The sequence below is a fragment of the Mycolicibacterium wolinskyi genome (assembly GCF_002101965.1).
Taxonomy (GTDB): Bacteria; Actinomycetota; Actinomycetes; order Mycobacteriales; family Mycobacteriaceae; genus Mycobacterium; species Mycobacterium wolinskyi.
On record NZ_LQQA01000010.1, the window covers coordinates 35,459 to 59,720 of the forward strand.

The window sequence follows — 24,262 nt, forward strand, 5'->3', positions numbered from 1 at the left end:
GCAGTCTCGGCGAACCCGAGCGTCAGGACTTGACCGGCGGGCGGAAGAAGATCGCCAACTGGCCGATGCCGCCGGCCAGGCCCAGCACCACCGCGATCGCCAGGCCCCACCAGCCCTGCAGATAGTCGTAGAAGCCGGTGCCCGAGAACAACACGTAATCCAGGCTGTAGCGCCCCGCACCGGTGCCCGCGATCGCGACCGCGGCGACCGCCAGGATCAGGTTGTACTCCCAGCCTTCCTTGACGATGAAGAAGCCGTTGGCCCGGTGCACGGTCCACGCCGCCACCAGCATGAGCGCGACGAACCCCGCCGCGGGCACGGGCGTCAGCAGGCCGAGCGCCAGGCCCAGACCAGCCGTGATCTCGGTGGTGGCGGCCACCCGGGCATGGAACATGCCCGGCTTCATGCCGATGCTCTCGAACCAGCCTGCGGTGCCGGGGATCCGCCCACCGCCGAAGAACTTGTTGTAGCCGTGTGCGGCCATGGTCAGCCCCAGGACCACCCGCAGAATCAGGATCGCAGCATCAGCAGCCATGTAACAGAATTTAGGCCATGTGTTAAGTCGCTGCCCAGCCCCCGTCCACACTGAGGATCACGCCGTGGATGTTCGCGGCGTCGTCGCCGGCCAGAAACACCACGGCAGCGGCGACCTCCTCGGGCGTGCTCATCCGCCGCGACGGGATGCGAGCCAGCACCGGGGCGACCTCGTCGACCACGTCGGCGGCACGTTCGGTGGCGATCGGGCCGGGAGCCACCGCGTTGACCCGCACACCCCGTGGGCCGTACTCGGCCGCCCACGACTTCGTCAGCGAGTGCACGGCCGCCTTCGTCGAGTTGTACAGAGCCGACTTGTCACCGCCGATGAGGCCGGTGATCGAGCCGATGTTGACGACGGCACCGTGGCCGCGCTCGGCCATCGCCGGCGCCAGCGCACCGGTGAGCAGGAACGGTGCGATGACGTTGGTTCGGTAGGACGCCAGCAGGGTCTGCTCGGAGATCTCCTCGGACGGCTCCGGCATCGCCCACAACGCGGCGTTGTTGACCAGGATGTCGAGCTGCCCGCCCGCGGCCGCGACGGCCTGCTCGGCCAGCCGGCGCACCTCGGGCTCCCCGGCACCGAGGTCGGCGGCGACAAATTCGGCCCGGCCGCCCGCGGCGCGAATATCGGCGACGACGGCGTCGCCCCGCTCCTTGTCACGGCCACTGACGACGACGAACGCACCCTCGGCCGCCAACGCCGCCGCGACAGCGACGCCAAGGCCTCCGGTGGACCCGGTGATCAATGCGGTGCGGCCCGCAAGCCGCGTAATGTTTGGACTCATGAGTCCAGGTGTAATGCGATGAAAATGGACCTGCAAGTCCAGAAATTCACCGCCAAAGGCGAGGCCACCCGGCGGCGCATCATCGAGGGCGCGGCGGCCGAGATTCGCAGCCGGGGCGTGGCCGAGACCACGCTCGACGACATCCGGGCCCGCACGCAGACCTCCAAAAGCCAGCTGTTCCACTACTTCCCAGACGGCAAGGACGAGCTTCTGCTCGCGGTGGCCCAGCACGAGGCGAAGATGGTGCTCGAAGATCAACAGCCCTACCTGGGTGAGCTGACGTCGTGGGCGGCGTGGCAGCGCTGGCGTGACGCGGTGGTCGACCGCTACCGGCGGCAAGGCCAGAGTTGCCCGCTCAGCATGCTGATGTCGGAGATCGGCCGCACCACGCCGGGCGCCCAAGCGGTCACCAAAGCCCTACTGCGCCAATGGCATGACGAGATCACCGCAGGCATCCAGTCGATGCAGGCACAAGGCAAGGTAGCCGGCGATGTGGACGCAGACCGGGTGGGCGCCGCGTTGCTGGCCGGCATCCAGGGCGGCGTCGGAATCATGCTGGCCACGGGCGACCTGAGCTACTTGGAGGCGGCGCTCGATACCGGTATCGGAAATCTACGGAAATCCTGACGGTTCGTTCAATCTTCAACCAATATGTTGACTATGGGAGTGATGGCATGGTGTGCTGAGCGAACGAACATTCAACAAAACTGTTGAAGAATCGGCCGGCGCGCCGGGTGGGAGGACACGTGAACGCCGAATCATCAAGTCAGCCACCGATCGTCGACCGCGCGGCGTTCGAAGCCGGCATCACCGCGCTGCGCGTTCGGGAGAAGGCGCACGTCCGGGAGGGCGACGCCATAGCCGCCGCGCGCAGACGGCTACCCATGGTCGAAGTGGACGCGACACTGGAGCTGACCGGACCCGACGGGCCCACCACGCTGCTGAATGCGTTCGAAGACAGACGTCAACTCCTGGCGTACTACTTCATGTGGCACGCCGGGCATCCCGCACCGGAGCAGTGCGAGGGCTGCACGTGGGTGACCACACAAGTAACGGAACTCTCCTACCTGCATTCCCGCGACATCACCTACGCCGTTTTCGCCCAAGGGCCCTACCCCGAGAGCGCGCGATACCGCGAGTTCATGGGCTGGGAGGTGCCGTGGTACTCCGCGCTGCCGTCGCTCGACGCACTCCTCGTCGGCCGCCACGCCGGAATGATGCACATCGTCTGCTACCTGCGTGACGGCGACCGAGTCTTCGAGACGTACTGGACCACACTCCGTGGCGTCGAGGCCATGGACTACAGCTATGCGCTCATGGACCTCACCGTGTACGGACGCCAGGAACCGTGGGAGGACTCCCCGCCTGGTTGGCCGCAGACGTGGCCGGTCGACGGCAGCAACACGCGGATCGACGGCAGACCGATACCGCAGTGGTCGCGGCTGGCGGCCGGACGATCGGATGACCTCACCGGCTAGCCGAGCGCCTGCGCCAATCGCTCGACGTAGGAATCGATGTCACCGACCGCCGACTCGGCCGCGTGCACACTGATCGCGAGAGTGTCGCCGATGCCGTGCACGCCATGGGTCAGGCCCATCATCGGTGACAACGCCGGGTAGCCCGCCGTCACCACCACCGGCGCAGCACCGAAGCGCAGATCCGCCGCACCGCGGTTGACGCTCGAGACCACGGTATTGCCGGTGACCACCGGGGAGCGCAGCGTCGGATCGAATTGCGCAACGCCCCAGCGCAGCAGCGGCGCCGGGGTGGCCGCGAACGCGCGACTGGCGGCCGCCATCGCCGGATGCCGGGCACGGGTGCGCCGGTGCGCGAGGTCCTGGGCGATGCGGGCGACGCGGTCGGCATGGTCGAGTTCGGAATACAGCCCGATGCCGACATTGCCGAAGTGGTTGTGCGCGTGCCGAACCCCGGATTTGGCCATCGGCACTTCGGCGCCGAGATCAACCACGTCCTCCCCCAGTGCCCGCAGATGATCGGCGAGCGCAACGGACACCGCGGCCAGCACCGCCACCGTCACCGTCGGTCCCGGTATCCGCGCGCGCGGGCGCACGATGGTGCGCACCCAACGCGCTCCAGCGGGCCGGGAGTTGCTGCGCCGTGCGGGCCTCGACGGGGCCTGCGGAGGTACCGCGCCGGATTTCTCGTCGGCGACCAGTTGCCGGTGCGTGCGCGCGGCTTGAGCGGCCCGCCACGGCAGCGTGGCGCCGACGAACGGCTGCGCAGGCACGGCCGGGACCGGTTCGGGACGCCCGAACAGCCAGGCGGCAAGCGCCGATGACCGGATGCCGTCGCCGAGGGCGTGTGCGACCTGCAGCACGGCCACGGTTCCTGCCGCGTCAGCGCCGGGAATCCCACGCACACTGGGGAATACATGCAGTCGCCACGTTGCGCTCGTCGCGTCGAGCTGGTGATCGGCCAGCCCGGCGACCGCGTCGAGGCAGTCGTTCCAGCTCAGGTCATCGAGATCGTGCACGACGAACTGGTCGTCACCGACCCGACGGGGCACCCAGGCGGGGTAGGTCAGCCGGGATTCATCGCGGACCCGCAGCGCCATTTCCGGGCACGCCTCGGCACGGTTGCGCGACTCGGTGAGCGCGCGGCCGAGATCGGCCGGCGAGCCGGCGAAGCCGTAGAGCAGGAACTGGTCACTGGGAAGTTTCGCCGACATCCACCAGGTCTGAGCGTCGACTGCCGCCAGTCGGCGCACGCGTCACTGCTCCTTGGGCTTGCCGATGAAGTCGAGGATTCGGCCCGCGACCACGTCCGGCTGGTCGAGTTGCATGAAATGGCCGGCCCGTTCGACGATGTTCACCGCGCTGCCGCCGGGCAGGACGTCTTGTACCCAGCGCGCGTAATCGGGTGCGGCGCAGCCATCGTCGGTGCCGTGTAAATACAACGTCGGCAATACCGGTGGCGACAACCACTGCTGGTGCAGTTTTGCGTACTCGGCAGGCGGGGTCGTCCAGCGCAGCATGGCCCGGTAATAACCGATGGCGGCCCGCCACCGCTCCGGTGCGCCGATGGCGGCGTCGACGTGGCGGATGTCCTCTGCGGCGTTGAACCCCGGCGACCACTGCCGCCACAACCGGGGCACGATCCACGACGCGGAACGCTCTGGCAGCCAGGGCAATTGGAAATACATCATGTACCAACTGCGCAGCAGCTGGCGGGGCAACTGCTTGGCGAGCTTGCCGCTGTCGGCCACCCGGCCCAGCGGCCGAAACGACGCGGCAGGCGGCACGGACATGATCACGCTCTTGTCGAACGGGCTGTCGGACATGGCGGCGAGCCCCGACGCGGCGATGGCACCCCAGTCATGCCCGATGAGCACATCGCGTCCGGTGCGCCCGGATGCTTCCAGCACGCGCAGCGCATCGTCCATGAGCGCGCCGACGTGATAGCTGCCGTCGGTCGGGATCGACGACGGCACGTACCCACGCAGGAACGGTGCGACCACCTTCCAGCCCGCGTCGGCAAGTACCGGGGCGACCTTGCGCCAACCGTACGCAGTATCGGGAAAACCGTGCAGACACAAGGCAACCGGTCCGTCGTCGGGTCCCCATACCAGCGCCCGCAACTGCACCGCAGGCGCGGTGACGTCGAGCCAACGCGGCTCCGTCACGGCTTCACCGGCTCGAACTGAGACATCAGCCAACGTCCATCCTCACGCACCATCGTGACCCGTACGGTCGACGGGGTCTTCTGCGGCGGCTGGTCGCCCACGGTGACGAACTGGTTGAGGTAGAGCATCACCTCGGCGCGATCCGGGCTCGCCGTCACCGAGCCTATCGCGGGCACCTCGGCGTGCGCGGTGACACGTTGCGCGGTCGCCCCGGGGATGATGGTCGTGCGGATCATCGTGGTGTACGTGCCGAGGAATTCACCGGTCAACCGGTCGAGCACCGAATTGAGGTGCTGTTCGACCGTGTCCGGTTCATACGACAGCATCTGGACCGTGATGTCCTTGGCCGCCTCGACCGATTCGGTTCGCGCGGTGGCACTTTCCCGCTCCGACACGATCTGCCATTTCAGGAAGGCGGATCCCGCCGCCAGCACGAGTGCGAGCGCGGGCAGCACCGCGAAGACGACGATCCGCGACCACGCCGTCCGCCGCGCGGGTTCGGCCGGTGGTTCGGGCTCGGTGTCTACGCCCTCGGCTTCGGATGCATCCTCCGCGGTTTCCTCGGCCGCGTCCTCCGCGGTTTCCTCGACCGGGTCCTCGATGGGCTTCGCACCGGCCTTGTCGAACGCCTTGAGGCTGTGCCTTCCGCTCACTCCACGAACTCCAATTCGGAAACCTTTGCCTTGCCTTCGTTCTCCTGGACCGTCAACACCATTCGCCAGTACTGCGGCGCCTGTTCGGGCACGCCCGCGTTGCTCGACTTCACGGTCACCGACACGAGCACCTTGGCCTGGTCGTCGGAGATCGATTCCAGAGCGGAACCGGTGATCGTGCCCTCGGATTTCGACTTCACCTGTTTGACGACCTCGCGGTAGGACTCGGCGCGCTTCTCGAAGTCGTCGTAGAACTTGCCGCCGGCCGAGTCGAGCACCCGCTGGACATCGGCGTCGGCGGTTTCCCAGCCGACGTTCGTCAGACTGAACGCAGCCTGCCTGCCGGCCTCCAGCATCATGTCGCGGTGCCGCTCAGCACTCTGTGACTGGTACGCGAGATACCCGAGCCAGCCCGCCAGCCCGGCCAACACCACGACCACGGCAGAACCGACCAGCGCACCCAGCCTGATCCGCGACATCGGCCTGGCCTCGGGCTCAGGCTCGGCTTCGTCATCAGCCGTTTCAACCGCCGTGTCCTCGTCTTCGGGCGACTCGACCGACTCGTCGTCGGGGCTCTCGTCTGCCATAGATCTGCTCCTCGGTGCACTACGAAACACACGCCTGCTGTAAACACGCGTGCGATCCAAAGTACGTGGCGTCCGTCACATCGTCATCGGCGGCACCCGAGCCTCCCTCAGAAGTCCCCCTGCCCACGTTCTCGGCACCGCTTGCCCTTAGTAACGTGACTGCGGGGGCGCGCCGAGAGGAAGTTCGTGAGCACTGCTAACAGCCAATCGCAGACCGTCACGTTCCGCGGTGTCGATGACCTGAACCTGGTCGGCGACGAGTGGAACAAGGGTGCTGAGTCGGCCGCCGACCGGCCCACCGTGTTGTTGCTGCACGGTGGCGGGCAGAACCGGCACTCGTGGAAGAACACCGGGCAGATCCTGGCCGACCGCGGGCTACATGTGATCGCGCTCGACTCTCGCGGGCACGGAGATAGTGACCGCTCCCCCAGCGCCAACTACTCGGTGGAAGCGCTGTGCGGGGACATCCTGCAGGTGCTCTATCAGGTCGGCCGTCCGGTGGTGCTGATCGGCGCGAGCATGGGCGGATTGACCGGGATTCTCGCGGCGCACGAAGCCGGGCCGGAGTTGGTGACGAAGTTGGTGCTCGTCGACGTTGTGCCGAGATTCGAGAAGTCCGGCAGTGCGCGCATCCGCGATTTCATGTTCAACCACGTGCACGGATTCGATTCGTTGGAGGAGGCCGCCGAAGCTGTCGCGGCCTACCTGCCGCACCGCACAAAGCCACGCAGCCCCGAGGGGCTGAAGAAGAATCTGCGCTTGCGCGACGGCCGCTGGTACTGGCATTGGGATCCGGCGTTCCTGACGAAGCCAGAAGACGATCCGTTCGTCCGCGTGGAGAAACTGGAGCAGGCGGCGATGAATTTGACTATCCCGATCCTGCTGATCCGAGGCAAACTGTCCGATGTGGTCAGCGCCGAAGGTGTTCAGGACTTCCTGGAGAAGGTTCCCGCAGCAGAGTTCGTCGAACTGTCCGATGCCGGGCACACCGCCGCCGGCGACGACAACGACGCATTCTCCGCAGTCGTCGTCGAATTCGTGGGCCGATGACCACCGATCGCCGCACTGTCGGCTTCAACTTCCTGGCCGAACCGGAACTACCGGCGCCGCACGTCACCGAATCGCAGGCCGAGGACATCCTCGCCACGCATTACGGCATTCGCGCACAGGTGAAATCGCTGGGCAGCCAACAGGATAAGAACTTCCTGGTCTGCCAGGACGACGAGATTCTCGGCGTGCTCAAGATCGCCAACCCGGCGTTCAACGAAACCGAGCTTGAGGCCCAGGACCTGGCGGCCGAGCTGATCGCGCAAGCCGAGCCAACCTTGCGGATCGCCGTTTCCCTGCCGAACAGCAATGGCGACAACCGCACGGCGGTAACGGGTTTGGTCGACGGGACCGCCTATGTGCGGCTGCTGCGTTACCTGCCAGGCGGCGCGTTGCTGGAATCCGGATATCTGCGGCCGGCTGTCGTCGCCGAACTGGGTGCGCTCGCCGGCCGGGTCACCCGCGCGCTGGCCGAGTTCAGCCATCCCGGCCTTGACCGAATTCTGCAGTGGGACCTGCGGTACGGGGCCGATGTGGTCACGACGCTGGTTTCGCACGTCGCCGACGCGACGCATCGCGAACGACTCGAGACCGCGGCCCGCGAGGCATGGGCGCGCATCGAACCGCTGGCCGACGCGTTGCCCCGGCAGGCGATCCACATGGATCTCACCGACGCGAACGTCGTCGTGTCGCCGGCGACCGGCGGCGTCGTACATCCCGACGGGATCATCGACTTCGGCGATCTGACCGACAGCTGGGCCGTCGCCGAATTGGCGATCACGCTGTCGTCGGTATTGCAGCACCCCGGCAGCGATCCCACCTCGGTGCTTCCCGGCATCCGGGCATTCCATGACATCCGGCCGCTCAGTATCGCTGAGGTGGAAGTCTTTTGGCCGTTGCTCGTACTGCGAACCGCGGTGTTGATCGTCAGCGGAGCGCAGCAGGCGAACCTCGATCCGGACAACGACTACGTCACCGAACAATCCGACGGCGAGTGGCGCATGTTCGAACAGGCTACGTCGGTTCCCGTCGAGGTGATGACGGCCCTCATCAAGGCCGAGCTCGGCATGAATCCCGCGCCGGCGCGCGTCGAGGTCACCACGCCGATGATCACCGGGCTCACCGCCGAATCCGCGGTGACGCTTGATCTGTCTGCGACCTCGGACATCTTGGATTCGGCATTCCAGCCCGGCGGTTGGGTACGGGCCGATGTCGAGAATGAATTGGCCAGGGCCGCAATCTCTGACGGGGCGCGCGTGGTGGTGACGCAGTTCGGTCAGCCGCGACCGGCCTGTGCGCCTGCGTTGAGCCAGGACGAGCCCGCGGTGGTGCCGACCGGCATCAGCGTCTGGACCGCCGAACCCGTCGAGTTGGTCGCCCCCTTCGAAGGCGAAGTGGTCGACCGGTCGGCCGATGCGGTGACGTTCCGCGGCCGCGACTACGAGCTGACGGTGACGGGTGTTGCCGCTGCGGAAGGCGGCGCGCTCGGCATCGTCGAACCCGGGCGGCGCATCGAGCTAGCCGTTCGCCGGGTCGGGTCACCGGCGGCTCCCCTGCTGAGCACTCCCAGTTTGGCTCCGGGCTGGCTGGCGTTGAGCGTGGACCCGCGACCGCTGCTCGGATTGCCCACGCTGGCAAGCGAATCGGCCGACGCCGATCTGGTGGCGCGCCGCGACCGGGCTTTCGCGCCGGTCCAGGAGCACTACTACCGGCAGCCACCGCGCATCGAACGCGGCTGGCGGCATTTCCTGATGTCGACGAGTGGTCGCTGCTACCTCGACATGGTCAACAACGTGACGGTGCTGGGGCACGCTCATCCTCGTATCGCCGACACGGCCGCACGGCAATTGCGGAAGCTGAACACGAACTCGCGGTTCAACTACGCCGCCGTCGTCGAGTTCAGTGAACGGCTCGCCGGGCTGCTGCCCGACCCGCTCGACACGGTGTTCCTGGTGAACTCCGGCTCCGAGGCCAGTGACCTCGCGCTGCGGTTGGCCATCGCGGCCGCGGGCCGCCCCGATGTCGTGGCGATGCGCGAGGCCTACCACGGCTGGACCTACGGCACCGACGCCGTGTCCACTTCGACCGCCGACAACCCGAACGCCCTTGCCACCCGGCCGGATTGGGTGCACACCGTGGAATCACCCAACAGCTTCCGCGGCAAGTACCGGGGCGCCGAGGTCGGACGCTACGCCGTCGAGGCAGTCGCCCAGATCGAACAACTTACGGCCGACGGCCGTGCCCCCGCGGCGTTCATCTGCGAGACCGTGTACGGCAATGCCGGAGGCATGGCCCTGCCCGATGGTTACCTCGAACAGGTCTACGGGGCGGTGCGTGCCAACGGCGGATATGCCGTCGCCGACGAGGTCCAGGTGGGCTATGGCCGTCTGGGCGAATGGTTCTGGGGATTTCAGCAGCAGGGCGTCGTGCCCGACATCGTGTCGATGGCGAAGTCGACCGGCAACGGCTACCCGCTGGGCGCCGTGGTGACGAGCCGCGAGATCGCCGAGGCGTTCCGCAGCCAGGGGTATTTCTTCTCCTCCACCGGCGGCAGCCCGCTGTCGTGCGCGATCGGCATGACGGTGCTCGACGTACTGCACGACGAACGCCTACAGGAAAACGCCTCCCGCGTCGGCGCTCATCTGAAGTCACGGCTGCAGGCGCTTGCCACCAAGCACCCCATCATCGGGACCGTGCACGGTGTCGGCCTGTACCTGGGTGTCGAAATGGTCCGCGATCCAGACACTTTGGAGCCAGCGACCGAGGAGACGGGGCTGATCTGCGACCGCATGCTCGAGCTCGGCGTGATCATCCAGCCCACCGGCGATCACCAGAACATCCTCAAGACCAAACCGCCACTGTGCATCGACACCGAGTCCGCCGACTTCTACGTCGACGCATTGGACCGGGTGCTCACCGAAGGTTGGTAACCGCTAGCTATCCGGCTTCATCGTCTTCGTCGGATTCCGTGAGGTAGCGCTGGGGGTGGTGGTAGTTGTTGATGCGGTTTTGCCCCGCATCGAGCAGGGTTGGTGGGGTCCATTCGCAGCGGCCGTTGCGCATGGTGGTGGTCCATTTACCCTTCGCCACCAACCGATTGTCGGGACCACAGCTCAACGCGAGTTCATCGATGTTGGTCTGCCCGCCAACCGTCCAGTCCTGCTCGGCATGATGGGCTTCGCAGCGGTAGCCGCCGGCGGTGCAACCGGGCCGGGTACAGCCCCGGTCACGGGCGAACAACACCAACCGCTGGGCCGGGGTGGCGATACGTTTGGTCCGCCCGAAATACAACGGCACCAGGGTCGCATCGTCGAACACCGCCAGGTAATGCCAGGCATGGGCGGCGAGACGGATCACATCGGGGACGGGGAGTTTCGACCCACCGGCGGTGACCGCGACCCCCGCGCCGGCCTCCAATTCCTGCAAGGTAGTGGTGACGATCAACGACACCGGCAACCCATTGTGCTGACCCAAATCACCTGACATCAACGCGTTGCGCCCGATGGTGACTAACGCGTCGTGATTGCGTTGCGCCGCGGTGCGGGTATCGGCCTCGATGGCTTCCTCGGACGGTGTTCCGGTCACGCACGGGGATTCGTCGTCGGGGTTGCACATGCCCGGGGCGGCGTATTTGGCCAGCAGGGGTTCGACCACGGCGCGGCCTTCGGCGTTCAGCCATCCCGACACCTTCGAGGTGCCATCGGGTTGCTGCGGATGAACGACGATGCCTCGCTTACGCTCAGCAGCGTCGACGGGTTCCTCGCCATCCTGGTTCAACAGGTAGAGGGCTTCGGCGATGGTGTGGCGCAACGTCTCCGGCGTCTCCTGCGCCGCCACCGCCACGAGTTTGCGTTCAAACGCTGCGCGGCGGGCCGCAGCCACCCAATCGGGGCACTTTTTGAAGAACGTCTCCAACTCGTCAAGGTGATCGGGGGTCAACCAGCCACCCGCCTGCGCAGCCGCAGTGGCCGCCCGGACCGGCGCCAACGCCTCGCCGCTCACCGCCCGGCGTGGCCCGAAATTCATCGCATCGCGACACCGCCGCCGGGCCTCTGTCCCCGAGATCCGCAACCGGATCCGCAACGCCTCGGGCCACGACTTGGCCCCGATCGCGGCCGGCGTCGTGCATTCCGACAGCGCACTGATCGCCGCATGTTCCACGACCGGCAGGACATTGCGGATGTCTTGCACCCCGGCGCATACATCCAACAGATCGGCTTCGGACAACGCTCCCCAGGGCAGGTCGCGCACACCGGCAAGTGCCGCGCGTAACGCGTCGAGCCGGTCAGCCGCGGATGGGTCCATGTATCGAACACTAGTACGAACTACCGACAAGCCTTGTAGCAGAAGGCTTTACATCGGCGAGCGTCCGCAAAATGCCGCCAATTCACGGCGTGTCGCCGTACAAACACGCGCGCTCGCGCAAGGGAGGCGCTACGGGCTTGCCGAGCCCGGCGAACTTTCCGCCTCGGCCAGCCGCTGATGCAGCCGCTCGCGGATGTCCTGCGGGGTGTAGGCGTTGCGGCGGCGTTGATCGCGGGCGACCATCACGCCACCCGCCACGACGCCGGCGACACCGGCAAGCCCGATCCACTTCCAGATGCTGCGCATGCACAGAGTGTGCCTAAGCTGCGGACGTGAATGCGAACACGGTGCCGCTGACGAAGGCGCTGGAGGAGACCCGGACCGGTGACATCTGGCTGTTTCGCGGCGGCTCCGGGCCCGACCGGGCAATCCAGACGCTGACGAACAGCCCGGTCAACCATGTCGGGATGACCGTCGCAATCGACGACCTGCCGCCACTGATCTGGCATGCCGAACTCGGCGACAAGCTGCTCGACATGTGGACGGGCACCAACCACCGCGGTGTGCAGCTCAACGACGCCCGCCAAGCCGTCGAACGGTGGATGCACAACTACGGGCAGCGCTGCTGGCTCCGTCAACTCACCCCATATGCCACTCATGAGCAGGAGGACGCCCTGCTCAAGGTCATCGCCAGGATGAACGGCACGGCGTTTCCCACCACGGCACGGCTCACCGGCCGCTGGCTGCGCGGTCGGCTACCCGTCGTCAGCGACTTCACCCGGGGAATACCGTTTGTCCACAGCAAGGTTCGCGAATCCGCCGAACGCAAGAAGGCCCGCAAACGCCAGGTGGGCCTGGAAACCGCGTACTGCGCGGAGACGGTGGCCATCACCTATGAGGAAATGGGCCTGTTGACGACGGAAAAGCGTTACAACTGGTTCGATCCCGGCTCGTTCTGGAGCGGCGATCAGCTACCACTCACTTCCGGTTACCAGCTCGGAGACGAGATTGCTGTCATCGCAGACTGAGTGACGGTTTATACCTGCTGGCCGGTATCGCGGATTGTGGCCAGCAGTGAGGAATTCACCGCCTCCACCGGCAAGGCTGATCTGAGCAACCCAACCGGTCCCGGAGGTGTCGGATGCTTACCGTCGAACAACCAACCGATCAGATGCTCGAGCTCTACGCCAACCATGTCGAACCGTTGCGACGCTACGCATTCCGGCTGACGAGCAATCGCACCAAAGCCGAGGACGTCGTGCAGGAAACACTGCTGCGCGCTTGGCGTCACCTGCAACAGAACGACGGAGACCTGCCGTTACGGTCCTGGCTCTTCACCGTTGCCCGCAACATCGTGATCGACGGAAGCCGATCAGCACGATTTCGCTACGAGGTTTGTTCTCCCGACACATCGGAGGTGCCGGATCGTATGGGCCCCGACGAGGTGAACTCTGCCTTGGATCGGATGCTGATCGCCGACGCCATGGCACAACTGCCCGAAGCGCATCGAGCCGTGCTGAGCCGGTCGTTCTATCTCGGCTGGAGCACCGGTCAGATCGCAGAAGACCTCGACATCGCCGAAGGTACAGTCAAATCCCGGCTGCATTACGCCCTCAAGAGACTCCGACTGATCCTGTCCGAAATGGGTTGTCGCTCACGGCCGGAAGCTTGACGCACACGGCAGGCAGTGGGAAGGAGATGCCATGCCCAACCGCTGGTCCGGAGTGACCATCGACTGTGCCGACCCTTCGCGTCTGTCGTTGTTCTGGAGCGAACTTCTTGACATCCCACCGACGAACGAGCATGGCGACGACCCGAACTGGGCGACGCTCGGTTCCCGCGCCAGTACGCTTCCGCGGCTCACGTTTCAACGCGTGCCCGAACCCAAATCCACGAAGGTGCGACTACATCTCGACGTACAGGTCGACGACATCGCGGCCGGCCGCCGCCAAGTGGAAGCGTTGGGCGGAAGTTGGTCGGGTATCCGTCACGACTACGACGAAGGCGTCGTCATGGTGATGCTCGACCCGGAAGGGCACGAGTTCTGTCTCGTCCAGTACTTCGCCTGACAAGGCGTCACGAACCCTCCCCCACCGGGAGCCTCGCGACTCTGCCACCGGGCGCACACACGATCAGCAGATCACCGGGTCCCTGCAATCGCCACGACTCATGCGAATCGTCGGCGGGCACTTCGATCACGGCATCGCCGAACTCGAGACGTAAACCGCCGTCGGCGCCGACCGTCGCCGACGTGAGTTCGGCGTGCAGCAGCGGTGTCACCGCACCGGCCGCGTCGACGTTGAGCGGCTCGCCCTCCCACTGTTCCTCGGTGCGGTCCACCGACACCGGTGACTCGATGCTGATCTCGTAGGAGTCTCCGAGTTCGAGGTGGATGCCGGATCCGACGCGCATCTGCGCCAACGATCGACCCACGAAGTGCTGACCGAGTTGTTGATTGACCCAGTCGATGTCCGAGGGGTCTGATCCATGACGCACATTGGCTCCCTTGCCGTTGATCTGAAGCGCGAGACTTCTCCAAGGGTTCCCCCGATGTGTCCGTTGAACACCCGTCAGCCGTCACACCGTCCCGCGCGCGGCCCACGCCGTGGCGGTGACGGTGAAGGGGCCGCTCCCCAAGTGATCGCGAGCCGCCGATTCGAGCCGCGCGCGGCCGTCGCCGTCGAGTTTCTGCACGTAGTCGCCAGCAGGGCCCACGCCATAGGTGTAGGGCTCCCACCACTCTTCGAAGGTGGGATGCACGACGTCGACCGAAATGGGAGCTTCTTTCACTTCACGTAACCCCGCCGCTTCGAAGATCTCGGTGAGGTGCCCGGCACGCGCCCCGGAGAGCAGTGCCTCATCCTCGGCCTCGGGGTCGACCAGGTGGACCGCATCCCAGAACGGCGCCAGGGCGCCGGTCGGTCCATCCCAGACACAGGCCGCGACCGTGCCGCCATGCCGAGTCACGCGTGCCATCTGTCTGACGCCGACGACTGGATCCGTCATGAAGTGCACCACCAACTGCGCGAGTGCGGCGTCGAAAGAGGCAGTGTCGTATGGCAGTTCTTCTGCGGTGCCGAGACGTGCGTCGATATCCGGGAACCGCTCGCGGATGCCGTCGATGAACGGCGGCGAAGGATCGATGGCCGCGACGTGGGCCCCGACCGCGAGCAGATGAGCTGTCAGAGCGCCGGGCCCGCACCCCACATCGAGGACATCATCGCCGGCGCCGACCCCGGTGAACGCCACGAATACCTCGGCAAGAGGCGCGGCGTACCGGCCCATGAAACGCGTATAGGCGTCGGGCGGGACGATGAAGCCCACGAGAGAATGCTACGTCGCCGACCGCCAGGTTCAGCGACGTGAATAACGCAGGTGAACGATGCCGTCGTCGAACACTCGGTGCTCGACGAGGCGCAGGTCGAGGTGGACATCGTCGGGAAGTGCCCGCAGGCCGCCACCCACCATCTTCGGGACGACGAAGAACTGGAAGTCCTCGACCAGGCCGGCACGAATCGCCGCAGCCGCGGTGGTGGGCCCGAATATCTCGACCAGGCCCGACGCGCTGTCCACGATTCGCTGTAACTCGTCCAGACTCAGGTCAGGCACGAGGCGGGCCCGGTCCGACCCGAGGTCGTCGTCCGTCAGCGTCGACGACACCACCAACTTGTCGATGGCCTGCCAACGCTTCGCGAACTCGCGCTCGGCGACCGGACGGCCTTCGTCGTCGGGATAGGTCTCCCAGTAATCCATCAGGGCGTATGTCTTGCGCCCTAAGACCTCGGTCGACACTTCCGCCATCCGCGCGAGATGTACGGCGAACACCTCATCACTCGGGCCAGACCAGTCGAAGTCACCGTCGGCATCGGCGACGTAGCCGTCAAGGGACACCGTCGCGGTGAAATTCAAAGTTCCCATCGTGTGGCCTCCTCAGATCTCACCATCTATCAGAAGCCGAGCGTGGGCCTTGCGCACGCAATCGGCGCATTTGGCGTGCATATCCCCCACACTCGGCCACCAGCTACACGTTGAACCGGAACTCCACCACATCACCGTCGGCCATGACGTAGTCCTTGCCTTCCATCCGGACCTTGCCCGCGGCCTTGGCCGCGGCCATCGACCCCGCGGCCACGAGATCGTCGTATGAGACCACCTCGGCCTTGATGAAGCCCTTCTCGAAGTCGGTGTGGATCACGCCGGCGGCCTTGGGTGCGGTGTCGCCCTGGTGGATGGTCCAGGCGCGTGCCTCTTTGGGCCCAGCGGTGAGATAGGTCTGGAGTTTCAGGGTGTGGAAGCCCGCGCGCGCGAGGGCGTCGAGCCCGCGCTCGGTCTGCCCGATCGATTCGAGCAGCTCGGCTGCCGACTCGTCGTCGAGCTCGAGAAGCTCGGCCTCGATCTTGGCGTCGAGGAACACCGCGTCGGCCGGTGCGACGAGCTCGCGGAGCTCGCTCTTGCGCTTCTCGTCGGTCAGCACGGGCTCGTCGGCGTTGAACACGTACAGGAACGGCTTGGTGGTCAGCAGGTTGAGCTCGCGCAGGACAGCGGCGTCGAAACGCGCGCCGAAAAGCGTCTTGCCGGAGTTCAGGACCTCCTGCGCGGCGACCGCGGCGTCGTAGACCGGCCGACGGTCCTTGTGGGTGCGCGCTTCCTTCTCCAGCCGCGGCAACGCCTTCTCCAGGGTCTGCATGTCGGCCAGGATGAGCTCGGTCTCGATGACCTCGATGTCGGACTTCGGATCGACCCGGCCGTCGACATGGGTGACGTCGTCGTCGGTGAACACCCGGACCACCTGGCAAATCGCGTCGCATTCGCGGATGTTGGCCAGGAACTTGTTCCCCAGCCCCGCGCCCTCCGACGCGCCCTTCACGATCCCGGCGATGTCGACGAACGTCACGGGCGCCGGGACGATCTTCTCCGAACCGAACATCTTTGCGAGTTCGTCGAGCCGCGGATCCGGCAGCGGCACGACACCCTCGTTCGGCTCGATCGTCGCGAACGGGTAGTTGGCCGCCAGGACGTTGTTTCGCGTCAAGGCGTTGAACAAGGTCGACTTACCGACGTTCGGCAAACCGACGATTCCCAGGTTCAGGCTCACAGGGAACACAGTCTGCCAGAGTGTGACAGGCACGCCAGCGCGCGCTGGCAGCACGCCACCCGCGAGAGCCGGTACGGTCTACCTGTGTCAGGACAGCGCGCCGAGTCGGCAGTGCCGGCTGACCTTCGCTCTGTACACCCCCGTTTTGCAGGTGTGCCGTGGTGGGGCGCTGTGCTGCTGGCCGTCACGGCTACCGCGATCGGGTTTGCTTTCGATGCGGGGTCAGGTAATCGAGAACTCAGTTCGGTGTTCGCCGTCTGCTACGCGTTGGGTTGCCTGTCGGCAGTCCTCGCGGTCCGGCAGGTGGGCGTGTTCACCGCCGTTATCCAGCCTCCGCTGATCTTGTTCGTTGCTGTGCCCGGTGCGTATTTCTTGTTCCACGGCGGGCAGCTCGGCGGCATGAAAGACCTGGCGATTAACTGCGGGTATCCGCTCATTGAACGTTTCCCGCTGATGTTGTTCACGTCGGCCGCGGTGTTGCTGATCGGGTTGGCCCGGTGGTATTTCGGCCTCACGACCCGACGCCCGACGGAGACCGCGACAAGCCGCGGAGGCACACAGTCGCCCGCCGCCGCGGGGTTTGTGTCATCCATCACATCGAAATTCTCCGGTCTCATCCTCCGCAAACCCGCCACCCGGACCGCTGAGGACGACGATCCGGCCGCGGATCCGCCGCCGCTGCGCCGTCCGACCGACCGCCGCCGCAAGCCCGGCGCGGCCGATGCAGGCGCGCGTGCGGGACGCAGGCCGACGAAGCGGTCGACACCGCCACGCTCACGGGCCGCCCGCCCGCCGGAGGTCGATCTCGACGAGGTGGCGGCCGACCGTCCACGACGGCCCCGAAGCCCACGTGCGACCGAGCCGCCGCTCGTGCCACCCGCCGAGCCGCGGCGCCGGGTCCGCACCCAGCCGCGCGAGCCGCGCAAGCAGCCGCCCGGCGAGCGGCGGGGCGCCGCATCGCATGACCGGCCACAGCGCCGACGCCGCTTCGACGACTACGAGCCGTTCGAGGATCCGTTCGAATCGAGCTTTGAGCCGCCGAAGAACGGCCATCCGGGGCGCTCGACGCACCATCCGGTGTCGCGCGTGCGCTACCGCGGCTCAGACGACGAAGATCACCGCGCCGAATACCGGACGCGACCGCGGCAGTCGTCGCGCGGCCGTCATTCGTGGGAGTACGACAGCTAGATCAGCGAGAACGCGCCGTCAGGAACGCGGCGGCCGGATCTCGCGCGGCAGTGCGAACACCAACGTCTCGTTGGCCGTGGTGACGGGCTGCACGGTGTCGTAGCCGTAGTCGGCCAACCGCTCCAGCACACCGCGCACCAAGATTTCGGGCACCGAGGCCCCGGAGGTGACGCCGATGGTCGTGACGCCGTCGAGCCAGGCCGGGTCGATGTCCTCGGCATAGTCGACCAGATGGGCGGCATCCGAGCCGGCGTTCAGCGCCACCTCGACCAGCCGCACCGAGTTCGACGAGTTACGTGAACCCACCACGATCACGAGTTCACACTCGGGCGCCATCGCCTTGACCGCGACCTGACGGTTCTGGGTGGCGTAGCAGATGTCGTCGCTCGGCGGGTCCTGCAGCGTCGGGAACTTCTCGCGCAGACGGCGGACGGTCTCCATGGTCTCGTCGACGCTCAGCGTGGTCTGGGACAACCAGATCACCTTGTTCTCGTCGCGGATCCGCACGTTGTCGACCGCATCGGGACCGTCGACCAGCTGAACGTGGTCCGGCGCCTCCCCTGCCGTGCCGATGACCTCCTCATGGCCCTCATGGCCGATGAGCAGGATGTCGTAGTCGTCACGCGCGAATCGCTTGGCCTCGTTGTGCACCTTGGTCACCAGCGGGCACGTCGCATCGATGACCTTGAGGTCGCGCTCGGCAGCCGTCTGGTGCACTGTCGGCGCCACACCGTGGGCCGAGAACACCACGATGGCACCCTCGGGCACCTCGTCGGTCTCGTCGACGAAGATCGCCCCGGCCTTGGCGAGGGTCTCCACGACGTGGCGGTTGTGCACGATCTCGTGCCGGACGTAGACGGGCGCGCCGTGCTTTTCCAGCGCCCGTTCCACTGTCTCGACGGCACGGTCGACGCCGGCGCAGTAACCACGCGGCTCGGCCAGCAGGACCCGCTTGCTCAAGCTTTCGGACCGGCCGCCGGACACGACCGAGCTGGCGGCACCCGGAATACCCATATTGATCGTCGACGGCATGTCACCAGGGTACGGGGCCACGGCTGAATGCAGCCAGCCGTAGTCTGTTGGCCATGGGAACTGCACCGTATGGGGTCCGGCTGCTCGTGGGTGCGGCAGTGACCGCATTGGAGGAAACTCGCAAGTTGCCCCAAACCATCCTGACCTACCCGATGACGGTGGCCAGCCAGGCGGCCAACATCGTGATGCATGTTCAGCAGAATCTCGCCGAATTGGTCATCAAGGGCGACGAGACACTGGAACAACTGTTCCCGCCCAAAGACGAGCAGGCGGAGTGGGCGACGTTCGACGAGGACCTCGAAGACGACGAGCCCGCAGCCGGCAACGCGTCCGAGGGTGAGCGCCGCACCGAGGGTCGGTTCGCGTTGTACAGCTCGGGGGAACCCGAGTCCGCCAACAGTGAGCCCGAGACGCCGGCCCAACCGGCCGAGGCACCGGCGATCGTCGAAGAACTCGGATACGAGTCGCTGACGCTGGCCCAGCTGCGGGCCAGACTGAGCTCACTGCGGGTCGCCGACCTGGAGGCGCTGCTGGCGTTCGAGGAAGCCGGCCGGGCCCGAGCCCCGTTCGTGACGTTGCTCGCCAACAGGATCACGCGCGCGACCGCGAAGTGACCGAGCCGGGTCAGTCGCCGGAGAATCCCTGGCCGGTCCGGGCCGTCGCGACGCGCGTGGCCAAGTGGATCGACCGGCTCGGCGTGGTCTGGGTCGAAGGTCAGCTGACCGAATTGAAGGTCCGCCCGGACTCCAAGACCGTGTTCATGGTCCTGCGGGATCCGGCCGCCGACATGTCGCTGACCCTGACGTGCCCGCGCGATCTGGTCCGCAACGCCCCGGTCAAGCTGACCGAGGGCACGCAGGTGATCATCTGCGGCAAGCCGATGTTCTATACCGGCCGTGGCACGTTTTCCTTGCGGGTCAACGAGATTCGTGCGGTGGGCATCGGCGAGCTGCTCGCCCGCATCGACCGGTTGCGCCGGCTGCTGGATGCCGAAGGGTTGTTCGACCAGCGACTCAAACGCCCGATCCCGTTCCTGCCCAACACCGTCGGCCTGATCACCGGCCGGGCCTCGGCCGCCGAGCGGGACGTGACGACCGTCGCGACCACCCGTTGGCCCGCCGTACGGTTCGCGATCCGCAACACGATCGTGCAGGGACCCAACGCGGTCCCGCAGATCGTCGAGGCGTTGGCAGCGTTGGACGCGATGCCGGAAGTCGACGTGATCGTCATCGCCCGCGGCGGCGGCAGCGTCGAAGACCTGCTGCCGTTCTCGGACGAGACGCTGTGCCGGGCGATCGCGGCGTGCCGCACCCCGGTGGTCAGCGCGATCGGCCACGAACCCGACAATCCGGTGTGTGATCTGGTCGCCGACCTGCGGGCCGCGACACCGACCGACGCCGCCAAGCGCATCGTCCCTGACGCGGCTGCCGAGCAGGCGCTCATCGCCGATCTGCACCGGCGCAGTGCACGTGCGCTGCGCAACTGGGTGCACCGCGAGAAGCATCACCTCGACCAGTTGCGCAGCCGGCCGGTGCTTGCACAGCCGCTCGCGACGCTGACCGCACGCAGCGACGAGATCCATCGCGCCCGCGCCACCGCGCAGCGCGACATCACCCGGTTGATCAATGCCGAGAGCGAGACCATCGGTCACCTGTCGGCGCGGCTGACCACACTGGGCCCGGCGGCGACACTGGCCCGCGGCTACGCGGTGGTGCAGTCGGTGCCGGAGGACGGCGCCCCGACCGTGCTGCGCTCGGTGACGGACGCACCGAGCGGCACCCGGTTGCGGGTCCGGGTGTCCGACGGTGTGGTCACGGCGGTCAGCGAAGGCGAAGAGGAAAGCACTCCAGGGAGTTCAGCATGAAGCCTATTAGTGAACTGGGCTATGAAGATGCCCGCGACGAACTGATCGAGGTCGTACAGCAACTGGAGCAGGGCGGGCTTGATCTCGATTCTTCGCTGAAGCTCTGGGAAAGAGGCGAAGCGCTGGCCAAACGTTGCGAAGAACATTTAGCGGGTGCGCGCGAGCGTGTGGAGCAGGCACTGGCCGCGAGGGAGTCGGACGATGACTGAGCCAGCGACCGGATTCGACATTGACGCTCGAAACTGGAACGTGTTTCAGTTATGCTGCCCGGCATGGGTGACTCATCGCTGACCACTGAGTTGGGCCGAGTGCTGGTGACCGGCGGTTCCGGCTTCGTCGGCGCCAACCTGGTGACCGAGCTGCTGGACCGCGGCCATGCGGTCCGCTCGTTCGACCGGGCCCCGTCACCGCTGCCCGACCACGCCGGTCTCGAGGTCATCACCGGCGACATCTGCGACCCGGACACCGTCGCGGCCGCCGTCGAGGGAATCGACACGGTGTTCCACACCGCGGCGATCATCGACCTGATGGGCGGCGCGTCGGTCACCGAGGAGTACCGCCAGCGCAGCTTCGCGGTCAATGTCGGCGGCACCGAGAACCTTGTGCACGCCGCACAGCAGGCCGGGGTCAAGCGGTTCGTCTACACCGCATCCAACAGCGTCGTGATGGGCGGCCAGCACATCGTCGACGGCGACGAGACCCTGCCCTACACCGACCGGTTCAACGACCTCTACACCGAGACCAAGGTGGTGGCCGAGAAGTTCGTCCTCGGCCAGAACGGCGTGAGCGATATGCTCACGTGCTCGATCCGGCCCAGCGGCATCTGGGGCCGCGGCGACCAGACGATGTTCCGCAAGGTGTTCGAGAGCGTGCTAGCCGGGCACGTCAAGGTCTTGGTCGGCCGCAAGAGCACGCTGCTGGACAACTCCTACGTGCACAACCTGATTCACGGTTTCATCCTCGCGGCACAGCATCTCGTTCCCGGTGGCACCGCACCGGGCCAGGCGTACTTCATCAACGACGGCGAACCGGTCAACATGTTCGAGTTCGCCCGTCCCGTCATCGAGGCGTGTGGACACAAGCTCCCCCGCGTGCGCGTGCCGGGGCGTCTCGTCCATGCGGCGATGACCGCCTGGCAGCGGCTGCATTTCCGCTTCGGCATCCCCGAGCCGCTCCTGGAACCGCTTGCGGTGGAACGGCTTTACCTCAACAACTACTTCTCCATCGCGAAGGCCAAGCGCGACCTCGGCTACCGCCCGCTCTACACCACGCAGCAGGCCGTCGACCATTGCCTGCCGTACTACATCGAGTTGTTCGACAAGATGCGCGCGCAGAAACAGCCGGTATCCGTCTAGTTCACGGCAGCGTCTGCAGTGCGTTGAGTTCCCCTGTCGCACTGTTGATCAGGGCAGCGTGGTCGAGAGTCACACGCAGCGGCAGCACGTCGAGCACCGTCGCCACCACCTGGGGAACCTGCGCCAAGGTGGCCCGCGGCGCGAGCGAACAATGCGGTAGCCACACTCCCGGCCGGTAATGCTTGTGCAGTTCGGCGCCGGTGGCCGTGACCGCGTCGACCACACTTTCCTGGCGCGCAACGAAATCCGCGCTGACGCCGGCCACCAGCCAGACGCGTCCGCGCCGGAACAAGCCGACGCCGTCGAAGCTCAACTGCACCGGGGCGCCGGCCCGGATGCCCGCCAGCGCGTCCGACACCGCCGCCAGATCCCAGCGGCGCAGCACCGCATACGAGACGTGCGGCACGTGCCTGCCATGGGTGTGCGAGCACAGGCTCGCCACACCCTGCTGCTCGACACGGTCCCAGAGTGCCCGGATCGCACGCTCCGAACGCCGGTCGAACAGCAGGCACACCGCCAGCGCCACGTGTCAGCGGTACAGGTGCACCGGATGGTGCGTGCCCTGCTCGATCCGTGCCGAGGCGGCGTGGAGCAGTTCGGTGCCGAGCGCGATGAGCGCACGCGCCGCGGCGATCTCCTCACCGATCATCGGCAGGCTCGGGTCTCTCGGGTTGCGGTAGGCATCCCCTGTCGTGGCGAAGGACTCGTCTCCGCTCATGTGGACGCGGGCCGATGCGTGGGTGTGGACGTCATCCTCGGAGAACTCGATGTCGACGTGCCATTTGTTGGTCAGATCTTTGTCATACATGGCGATCACCTTCCGTCTTCAAGGGTGCACCGCGGGCTCGTCGGAGACAACCTCCGAGGCCCCGCCGACTTCCTCGATGTCCTTGCGGTTGGTCTCGGGACCGTAGGCCAGGGCCACCAACGTGATGGCCGTCAGCACCCCGAGGTAGACGATGATGACCCACCAGTGCCCGAAAGCGGCGATCAGCGCCGTCGCGATGAGCGGCAGGAATCCACCGGCGAGGACTGAACCGATCTCGCGGGCGAATGCGAAACCCGACAGCCGGGTTCGGGTGTCGAACAGTTCGGCGTAGTACGCGGCCTGGGGCGCCAGCATCGCCGGGTAGAGGATGCCGAGGCCGACGACGAAGCCGAGGATCAGCAGCGCCGGGCTCAGGGTTTCGAGCATCAGGAAGAACGGCACGAGCCACAGCACCGACGCCAGGGCGCCTGCGGCGTAGACCGGCCTGCGGCCGATGCGATCGCTGACATGCGCCCACACCGGGATGGCGCAGATCTGCACGGCCGACGCGATCACCACCGCCAGCAGCGTCGTGCTGCTCGGCACGCCGAGCGTGTTGACGGCGAAGCCCACCGCGAACACCGGGAACAGATACGCGAAACCGTTCTCGGCCAGCCGGGAGCCGACCACGACCAGGAAGTTGCGGGGATTGCGCCGAATGGCTTCCAGCACCGGGATCTTCGTTTCCTCGGCCGCTCCGCGGGCTTCGGCCTGCACCGCGTTCTCGTAGGCCTGGGTCTCGTCGATGTTGCGGCGGATGAAGTAGCCGACCACCAGCAGCACCGCGCCGAGCAGGAACGGCACGCGCCAGCCCCAGCTGTGGAACGCCGCGTCGGGCAACAGCGTCGCGAGTTGGAACACCCCGGTGGACAGCAGCGTGGCGATCGCGAAACCCGTTGGCGCCCAAGCCCCGGCCATGCCGCGCCGCTGTTGGTCACCGTGTTCGACCGACAAGACGACAGCTCCCGCGTACTCGCCGCCTGCCCCGAAGCCCTGCAGCAACCTCAGCACGATCAGCAGTATCGGGGCGAGCACACCGATCGTGTCGTAGTTCGGCAGCACCCCGATGAGCGTGGTCGCGACGCCCATCAGCACGATGGTGAAGACGAGCATTCGCTTGCGCCCCACCCGGTCCCCCATGTTGCCGAGCACGATGCCGCCGAGCGGACGGGCAAGGAATCCGACCGCGTAGGACGCGAACGCGGCCAACGTTCCGACCGTCGGATTGACACTCGGAAAGAACTGCGAGTTGAGCACGAGCGCTGCGGCGGTGCCGTAGATGAGGAAGTCGTACCACTCGAGCGTGGTTCCGACGAGCGCGGCGATACCGGCCTTGCGCGCCTGGTTGGGGGTTCGGGTCATG

At 66.5% G+C, this 24,262-nt stretch carries 28 protein-coding genes; 12 read left to right on the forward strand and 16 right to left on the reverse strand.

What is annotated here, in order from left to right:
- Positions 1–22: 22 nt before the first annotated feature.
- Positions 23–535, reverse strand: coding sequence for a DoxX family protein (locus tag AWC31_RS08905; protein ID WP_085143922.1), 513 nt, complete (start codon positions 533–535; stop codon positions 23–25).
- Positions 536–557: 22 nt separating this feature from the next.
- Positions 558–1,322: an SDR family NAD(P)-dependent oxidoreductase gene (locus AWC31_RS08910; RefSeq protein WP_085143924.1), complete on the reverse strand. Its 765-nt coding sequence runs from the start codon at positions 1,320–1,322 to the stop codon at positions 558–560.
- A gap of 24 nt (positions 1,323–1,346) precedes the next feature.
- On the opposite strand from AWC31_RS08910, the gene AWC31_RS08915 reads away from it, so the two are divergent.
- Positions 1,347–1,949, forward strand: coding sequence for a TetR/AcrR family transcriptional regulator (locus AWC31_RS08915; RefSeq protein ID WP_085143925.1), 603 nt, complete (start codon positions 1,347–1,349; stop codon positions 1,947–1,949).
- A 119-nt stretch (positions 1,950–2,068) separates the two neighbouring features.
- On the forward strand, positions 2,069–2,800 hold the full coding sequence (locus AWC31_RS08920) for a DUF899 family protein (protein ID WP_085143927.1): 732 nt from the start codon (positions 2,069–2,071) through the stop codon (positions 2,798–2,800).
- Here AWC31_RS08920 and AWC31_RS08925 read toward each other — a convergent pair.
- From AWC31_RS08925 to AWC31_RS08940, 4 genes are read right to left on the reverse strand one after another with little or no spacing between them, the layout of a single operon-like run.
- A complete protein-coding gene (locus tag AWC31_RS08925; RefSeq protein ID WP_085143928.1) occupies positions 2,797–4,050 on the reverse strand; it encodes a WS/DGAT domain-containing protein in 1,254 nt (417 codons plus the stop codon). The genes AWC31_RS08920 and AWC31_RS08925 overlap by 4 nt on opposite strands.
- Positions 4,051–4,053: 3 nt before the next feature.
- Complete coding sequence (locus AWC31_RS08930; RefSeq protein ID WP_085143930.1) at positions 4,054–4,965, reverse strand: alpha/beta fold hydrolase; 912 nt, start codon at positions 4,963–4,965, stop codon at positions 4,054–4,056.
- The gene (locus AWC31_RS08935) at positions 4,962–5,618 is read right to left on the reverse strand and encodes a hypothetical protein (protein ID WP_085143932.1); all 657 of its coding nucleotides are present in this window, start codon (positions 5,616–5,618) and stop codon (positions 4,962–4,964) included. The genes AWC31_RS08930 and AWC31_RS08935 overlap by 4 nt, the downstream gene beginning before the upstream one ends.
- Entirely contained in the window at positions 5,615–6,205 is a 591-nt protein-coding gene (locus AWC31_RS08940) for an Rv1363c family protein (protein ID WP_085143934.1), read from the reverse strand. Before AWC31_RS08940 ends, AWC31_RS08935 begins: the two co-directional genes overlap by 4 nt.
- A gap of 186 nt (positions 6,206–6,391) precedes the next feature.
- On the opposite strand from AWC31_RS08940, the gene AWC31_RS08945 reads away from it, so the two are divergent.
- Positions 6,392–7,255, forward strand: coding sequence for an alpha/beta fold hydrolase (locus AWC31_RS08945; protein WP_085143935.1), 864 nt, complete (start codon positions 6,392–6,394; stop codon positions 7,253–7,255).
- Positions 7,252–10,182, forward strand: coding sequence for an aminotransferase (locus tag AWC31_RS08950; RefSeq protein ID WP_085143937.1), 2,931 nt, complete (start codon positions 7,252–7,254; stop codon positions 10,180–10,182). Before AWC31_RS08945 ends, AWC31_RS08950 begins: the two co-directional genes overlap by 4 nt.
- 7 nt (positions 10,183–10,189) lie before the next feature.
- Here AWC31_RS08950 and AWC31_RS08955 read toward each other — a convergent pair whose 3' ends face one another.
- Complete coding sequence (locus AWC31_RS08955) at positions 10,190–11,557, reverse strand: HNH endonuclease signature motif containing protein (RefSeq protein ID WP_085143939.1); 1,368 nt, start codon at positions 11,555–11,557, stop codon at positions 10,190–10,192.
- A 129-nt stretch (positions 11,558–11,686) separates the two neighbouring features.
- Complete coding sequence (locus tag AWC31_RS36775; protein WP_110774990.1) at positions 11,687–11,863, reverse strand: hypothetical protein; 177 nt, start codon at positions 11,861–11,863, stop codon at positions 11,687–11,689.
- A 26-nt stretch (positions 11,864–11,889) separates the two neighbouring features.
- Between AWC31_RS36775 and AWC31_RS08960 the strand changes: the two genes are divergently transcribed.
- The 3 genes from AWC31_RS08960 (at position 11,890) to AWC31_RS08970 (ending at position 13,626) form a co-directional block, all read left to right on the forward strand.
- On the forward strand, positions 11,890–12,585 hold the full coding sequence (locus tag AWC31_RS08960; protein ID WP_085143940.1) for a guanylate cyclase: 696 nt from the start codon (positions 11,890–11,892) through the stop codon (positions 12,583–12,585).
- A 113-nt stretch (positions 12,586–12,698) separates the two neighbouring features.
- On the forward strand, positions 12,699–13,229 hold the full coding sequence (locus AWC31_RS08965; RefSeq protein ID WP_067844801.1) for a sigma-70 family RNA polymerase sigma factor: 531 nt from the start codon (positions 12,699–12,701) through the stop codon (positions 13,227–13,229).
- A gap of 31 nt (positions 13,230–13,260) precedes the next feature.
- The gene (locus AWC31_RS08970; RefSeq protein ID WP_085143942.1) at positions 13,261–13,626 is read left to right on the forward strand and encodes a VOC family protein; all 366 of its coding nucleotides are present in this window, start codon (positions 13,261–13,263) and stop codon (positions 13,624–13,626) included.
- A 7-nt stretch (positions 13,627–13,633) separates the two neighbouring features.
- On the opposite strand, the gene AWC31_RS08975 is transcribed toward AWC31_RS08970, so the two are convergent.
- The 4 genes from AWC31_RS08975 to ychF form a co-directional block, all read right to left on the reverse strand.
- A complete protein-coding gene (locus AWC31_RS08975; RefSeq protein ID WP_085143944.1) occupies positions 13,634–14,053 on the reverse strand; it encodes a DUF6188 family protein in 420 nt (139 codons plus the stop codon).
- Positions 14,054–14,134: 81 nt separating this feature from the next.
- Complete coding sequence (locus AWC31_RS08980) at positions 14,135–14,881, reverse strand: class I SAM-dependent methyltransferase (protein ID WP_085143946.1); 747 nt, start codon at positions 14,879–14,881, stop codon at positions 14,135–14,137.
- 30 nt (positions 14,882–14,911) lie between these two features.
- The gene (locus tag AWC31_RS08985) at positions 14,912–15,475 is read right to left on the reverse strand and encodes a dihydrofolate reductase family protein (protein WP_085143947.1); all 564 of its coding nucleotides are present in this window, start codon (positions 15,473–15,475) and stop codon (positions 14,912–14,914) included.
- 103 nt (positions 15,476–15,578) lie between these two features.
- Positions 15,579–16,652, reverse strand: coding sequence for a redox-regulated ATPase YchF (gene ychF / locus AWC31_RS08990; RefSeq protein WP_085143948.1), 1,074 nt, complete (start codon positions 16,650–16,652; stop codon positions 15,579–15,581).
- A gap of 84 nt (positions 16,653–16,736) precedes the next feature.
- Between ychF and AWC31_RS08995 the strand changes: the two genes are divergently transcribed.
- Positions 16,737–17,840 carry a DUF6542 domain-containing protein gene (locus AWC31_RS08995; protein WP_085143950.1) on the forward strand — a complete coding sequence of 368 codons (1,104 nt, stop codon included), beginning with the start codon at positions 16,737–16,739 and terminating at the stop codon, positions 17,838–17,840.
- A gap of 18 nt (positions 17,841–17,858) precedes the next feature.
- On the opposite strand, the gene AWC31_RS09000 is transcribed toward AWC31_RS08995, so the two are convergent.
- Positions 17,859–18,872 carry a 4-hydroxy-3-methylbut-2-enyl diphosphate reductase gene (locus AWC31_RS09000; RefSeq protein ID WP_085143952.1) on the reverse strand — a complete coding sequence of 338 codons (1,014 nt, stop codon included), beginning with the start codon at positions 18,870–18,872 and terminating at the stop codon, positions 17,859–17,861.
- A gap of 53 nt (positions 18,873–18,925) precedes the next feature.
- On the opposite strand from AWC31_RS09000, the gene AWC31_RS09005 reads away from it, so the two are divergent.
- From AWC31_RS09005 to AWC31_RS09020, 4 genes are all read left to right on the forward strand, one after another.
- Positions 18,926–19,486, forward strand: a complete 561-nt coding sequence (locus AWC31_RS09005; protein ID WP_085143953.1) for a lipid droplet-associated protein — start codon at positions 18,926–18,928, stop codon at positions 19,484–19,486.
- Entirely contained in the window at positions 19,483–20,736 is a 1,254-nt protein-coding gene (gene xseA / locus AWC31_RS09010; protein ID WP_067844751.1) for an exodeoxyribonuclease VII large subunit, read from the forward strand. The genes AWC31_RS09005 and xseA overlap by 4 nt, the downstream gene beginning before the upstream one ends.
- Positions 20,733–20,945 (forward strand): exodeoxyribonuclease VII small subunit, encoded by a 213-nt coding sequence (locus AWC31_RS09015; protein ID WP_085143955.1) that lies wholly within the window; start codon positions 20,733–20,735, stop codon positions 20,943–20,945. Before xseA ends, AWC31_RS09015 begins: the two co-directional genes overlap by 4 nt.
- Before the next feature lie 63 nt (positions 20,946–21,008).
- A complete protein-coding gene (locus AWC31_RS09020) occupies positions 21,009–22,091 on the forward strand; it encodes a 3-beta-hydroxysteroid dehydrogenase (protein WP_085144292.1) in 1,083 nt (360 codons plus the stop codon).
- Position 22,092: 1 nt separating this feature from the next.
- On the opposite strand, the gene AWC31_RS09025 is transcribed toward AWC31_RS09020, so the two are convergent.
- From AWC31_RS09025 to AWC31_RS09035, 3 genes are read right to left on the reverse strand one after another with little or no spacing between them, the layout of a single operon-like run.
- Positions 22,093–22,617 (reverse strand): 2'-5' RNA ligase family protein, encoded by a 525-nt coding sequence (locus AWC31_RS09025; RefSeq protein WP_085143956.1) that lies wholly within the window; start codon positions 22,615–22,617, stop codon positions 22,093–22,095.
- A 3-nt stretch (positions 22,618–22,620) separates the two neighbouring features.
- On the reverse strand, positions 22,621–22,899 hold the full coding sequence (locus AWC31_RS09030; RefSeq protein WP_067844947.1) for a dsRBD fold-containing protein: 279 nt from the start codon (positions 22,897–22,899) through the stop codon (positions 22,621–22,623).
- Positions 22,900–22,917: 18 nt separating this feature from the next.
- Positions 22,918–24,261: an MFS transporter gene (locus tag AWC31_RS09035; RefSeq protein ID WP_085143958.1), complete on the reverse strand. Its 1,344-nt coding sequence runs from the start codon at positions 24,259–24,261 to the stop codon at positions 22,918–22,920.
- Position 24,262: the final 1 nt, after the last annotated feature.

Coding starts and splice junctions, on each gene's coding strand:
- AWC31_RS08905 (WP_085143922.1), bottom strand. CDS start 535: ATGGCTGCTGATGCTGCGATCCTGATTCTGCGGGTGGTCCTGGGGCTG.
- AWC31_RS08910 (WP_085143924.1), bottom strand. CDS start 1,322: ATGAGTCCAAACATTACGCGGCTTGCGGGCCGCACCGCATTGATCACC.
- AWC31_RS08915 (WP_085143925.1), top strand. CDS start 1,347: ATGGACCTGCAAGTCCAGAAATTCACCGCCAAAGGCGAGGCCACCCGG.
- AWC31_RS08940 (WP_085143934.1), bottom strand. CDS start 6,205: ATGGCAGACGAGAGCCCCGACGACGAGTCGGTCGAGTCGCCCGAAGAC.
- AWC31_RS08950 (WP_085143937.1), top strand. CDS start 7,252: ATGACCACCGATCGCCGCACTGTCGGCTTCAACTTCCTGGCCGAACCG.
- AWC31_RS08955 (WP_085143939.1), bottom strand. CDS start 11,557: ATGGACCCATCCGCGGCTGACCGGCTCGACGCGTTACGCGCGGCACTT.
- AWC31_RS36775 (WP_110774990.1), bottom strand. CDS start 11,863: ATGCGCAGCATCTGGAAGTGGATCGGGCTTGCCGGTGTCGCCGGCGTC.
- AWC31_RS08965 (WP_067844801.1), top strand. CDS start 12,699: ATGCTTACCGTCGAACAACCAACCGATCAGATGCTCGAGCTCTACGCC.
- AWC31_RS08970 (WP_085143942.1), top strand. CDS start 13,261: ATGCCCAACCGCTGGTCCGGAGTGACCATCGACTGTGCCGACCCTTCG.
- AWC31_RS08985 (WP_085143947.1), bottom strand. CDS start 15,475: ATGGGAACTTTGAATTTCACCGCGACGGTGTCCCTTGACGGCTACGTC.
- AWC31_RS09000 (WP_085143952.1), bottom strand. CDS start 18,872: ATGCCGTCGACGATCAATATGGGTATTCCGGGTGCCGCCAGCTCGGTC.
- AWC31_RS09005 (WP_085143953.1), top strand. CDS start 18,926: ATGGGAACTGCACCGTATGGGGTCCGGCTGCTCGTGGGTGCGGCAGTG.
- AWC31_RS09015 (WP_085143955.1), top strand. CDS start 20,733: ATGAAGCCTATTAGTGAACTGGGCTATGAAGATGCCCGCGACGAACTG.
- AWC31_RS09020 (WP_085144292.1), top strand. CDS start 21,009: ATGGGTGACTCATCGCTGACCACTGAGTTGGGCCGAGTGCTGGTGACC.
- AWC31_RS09030 (WP_067844947.1), bottom strand. CDS start 22,899: ATGTATGACAAAGATCTGACCAACAAATGGCACGTCGACATCGAGTTC.
- AWC31_RS09035 (WP_085143958.1), bottom strand. CDS start 24,261: ATGACCCGAACCCCCAACCAGGCGCGCAAGGCCGGTATCGCCGCGCTC.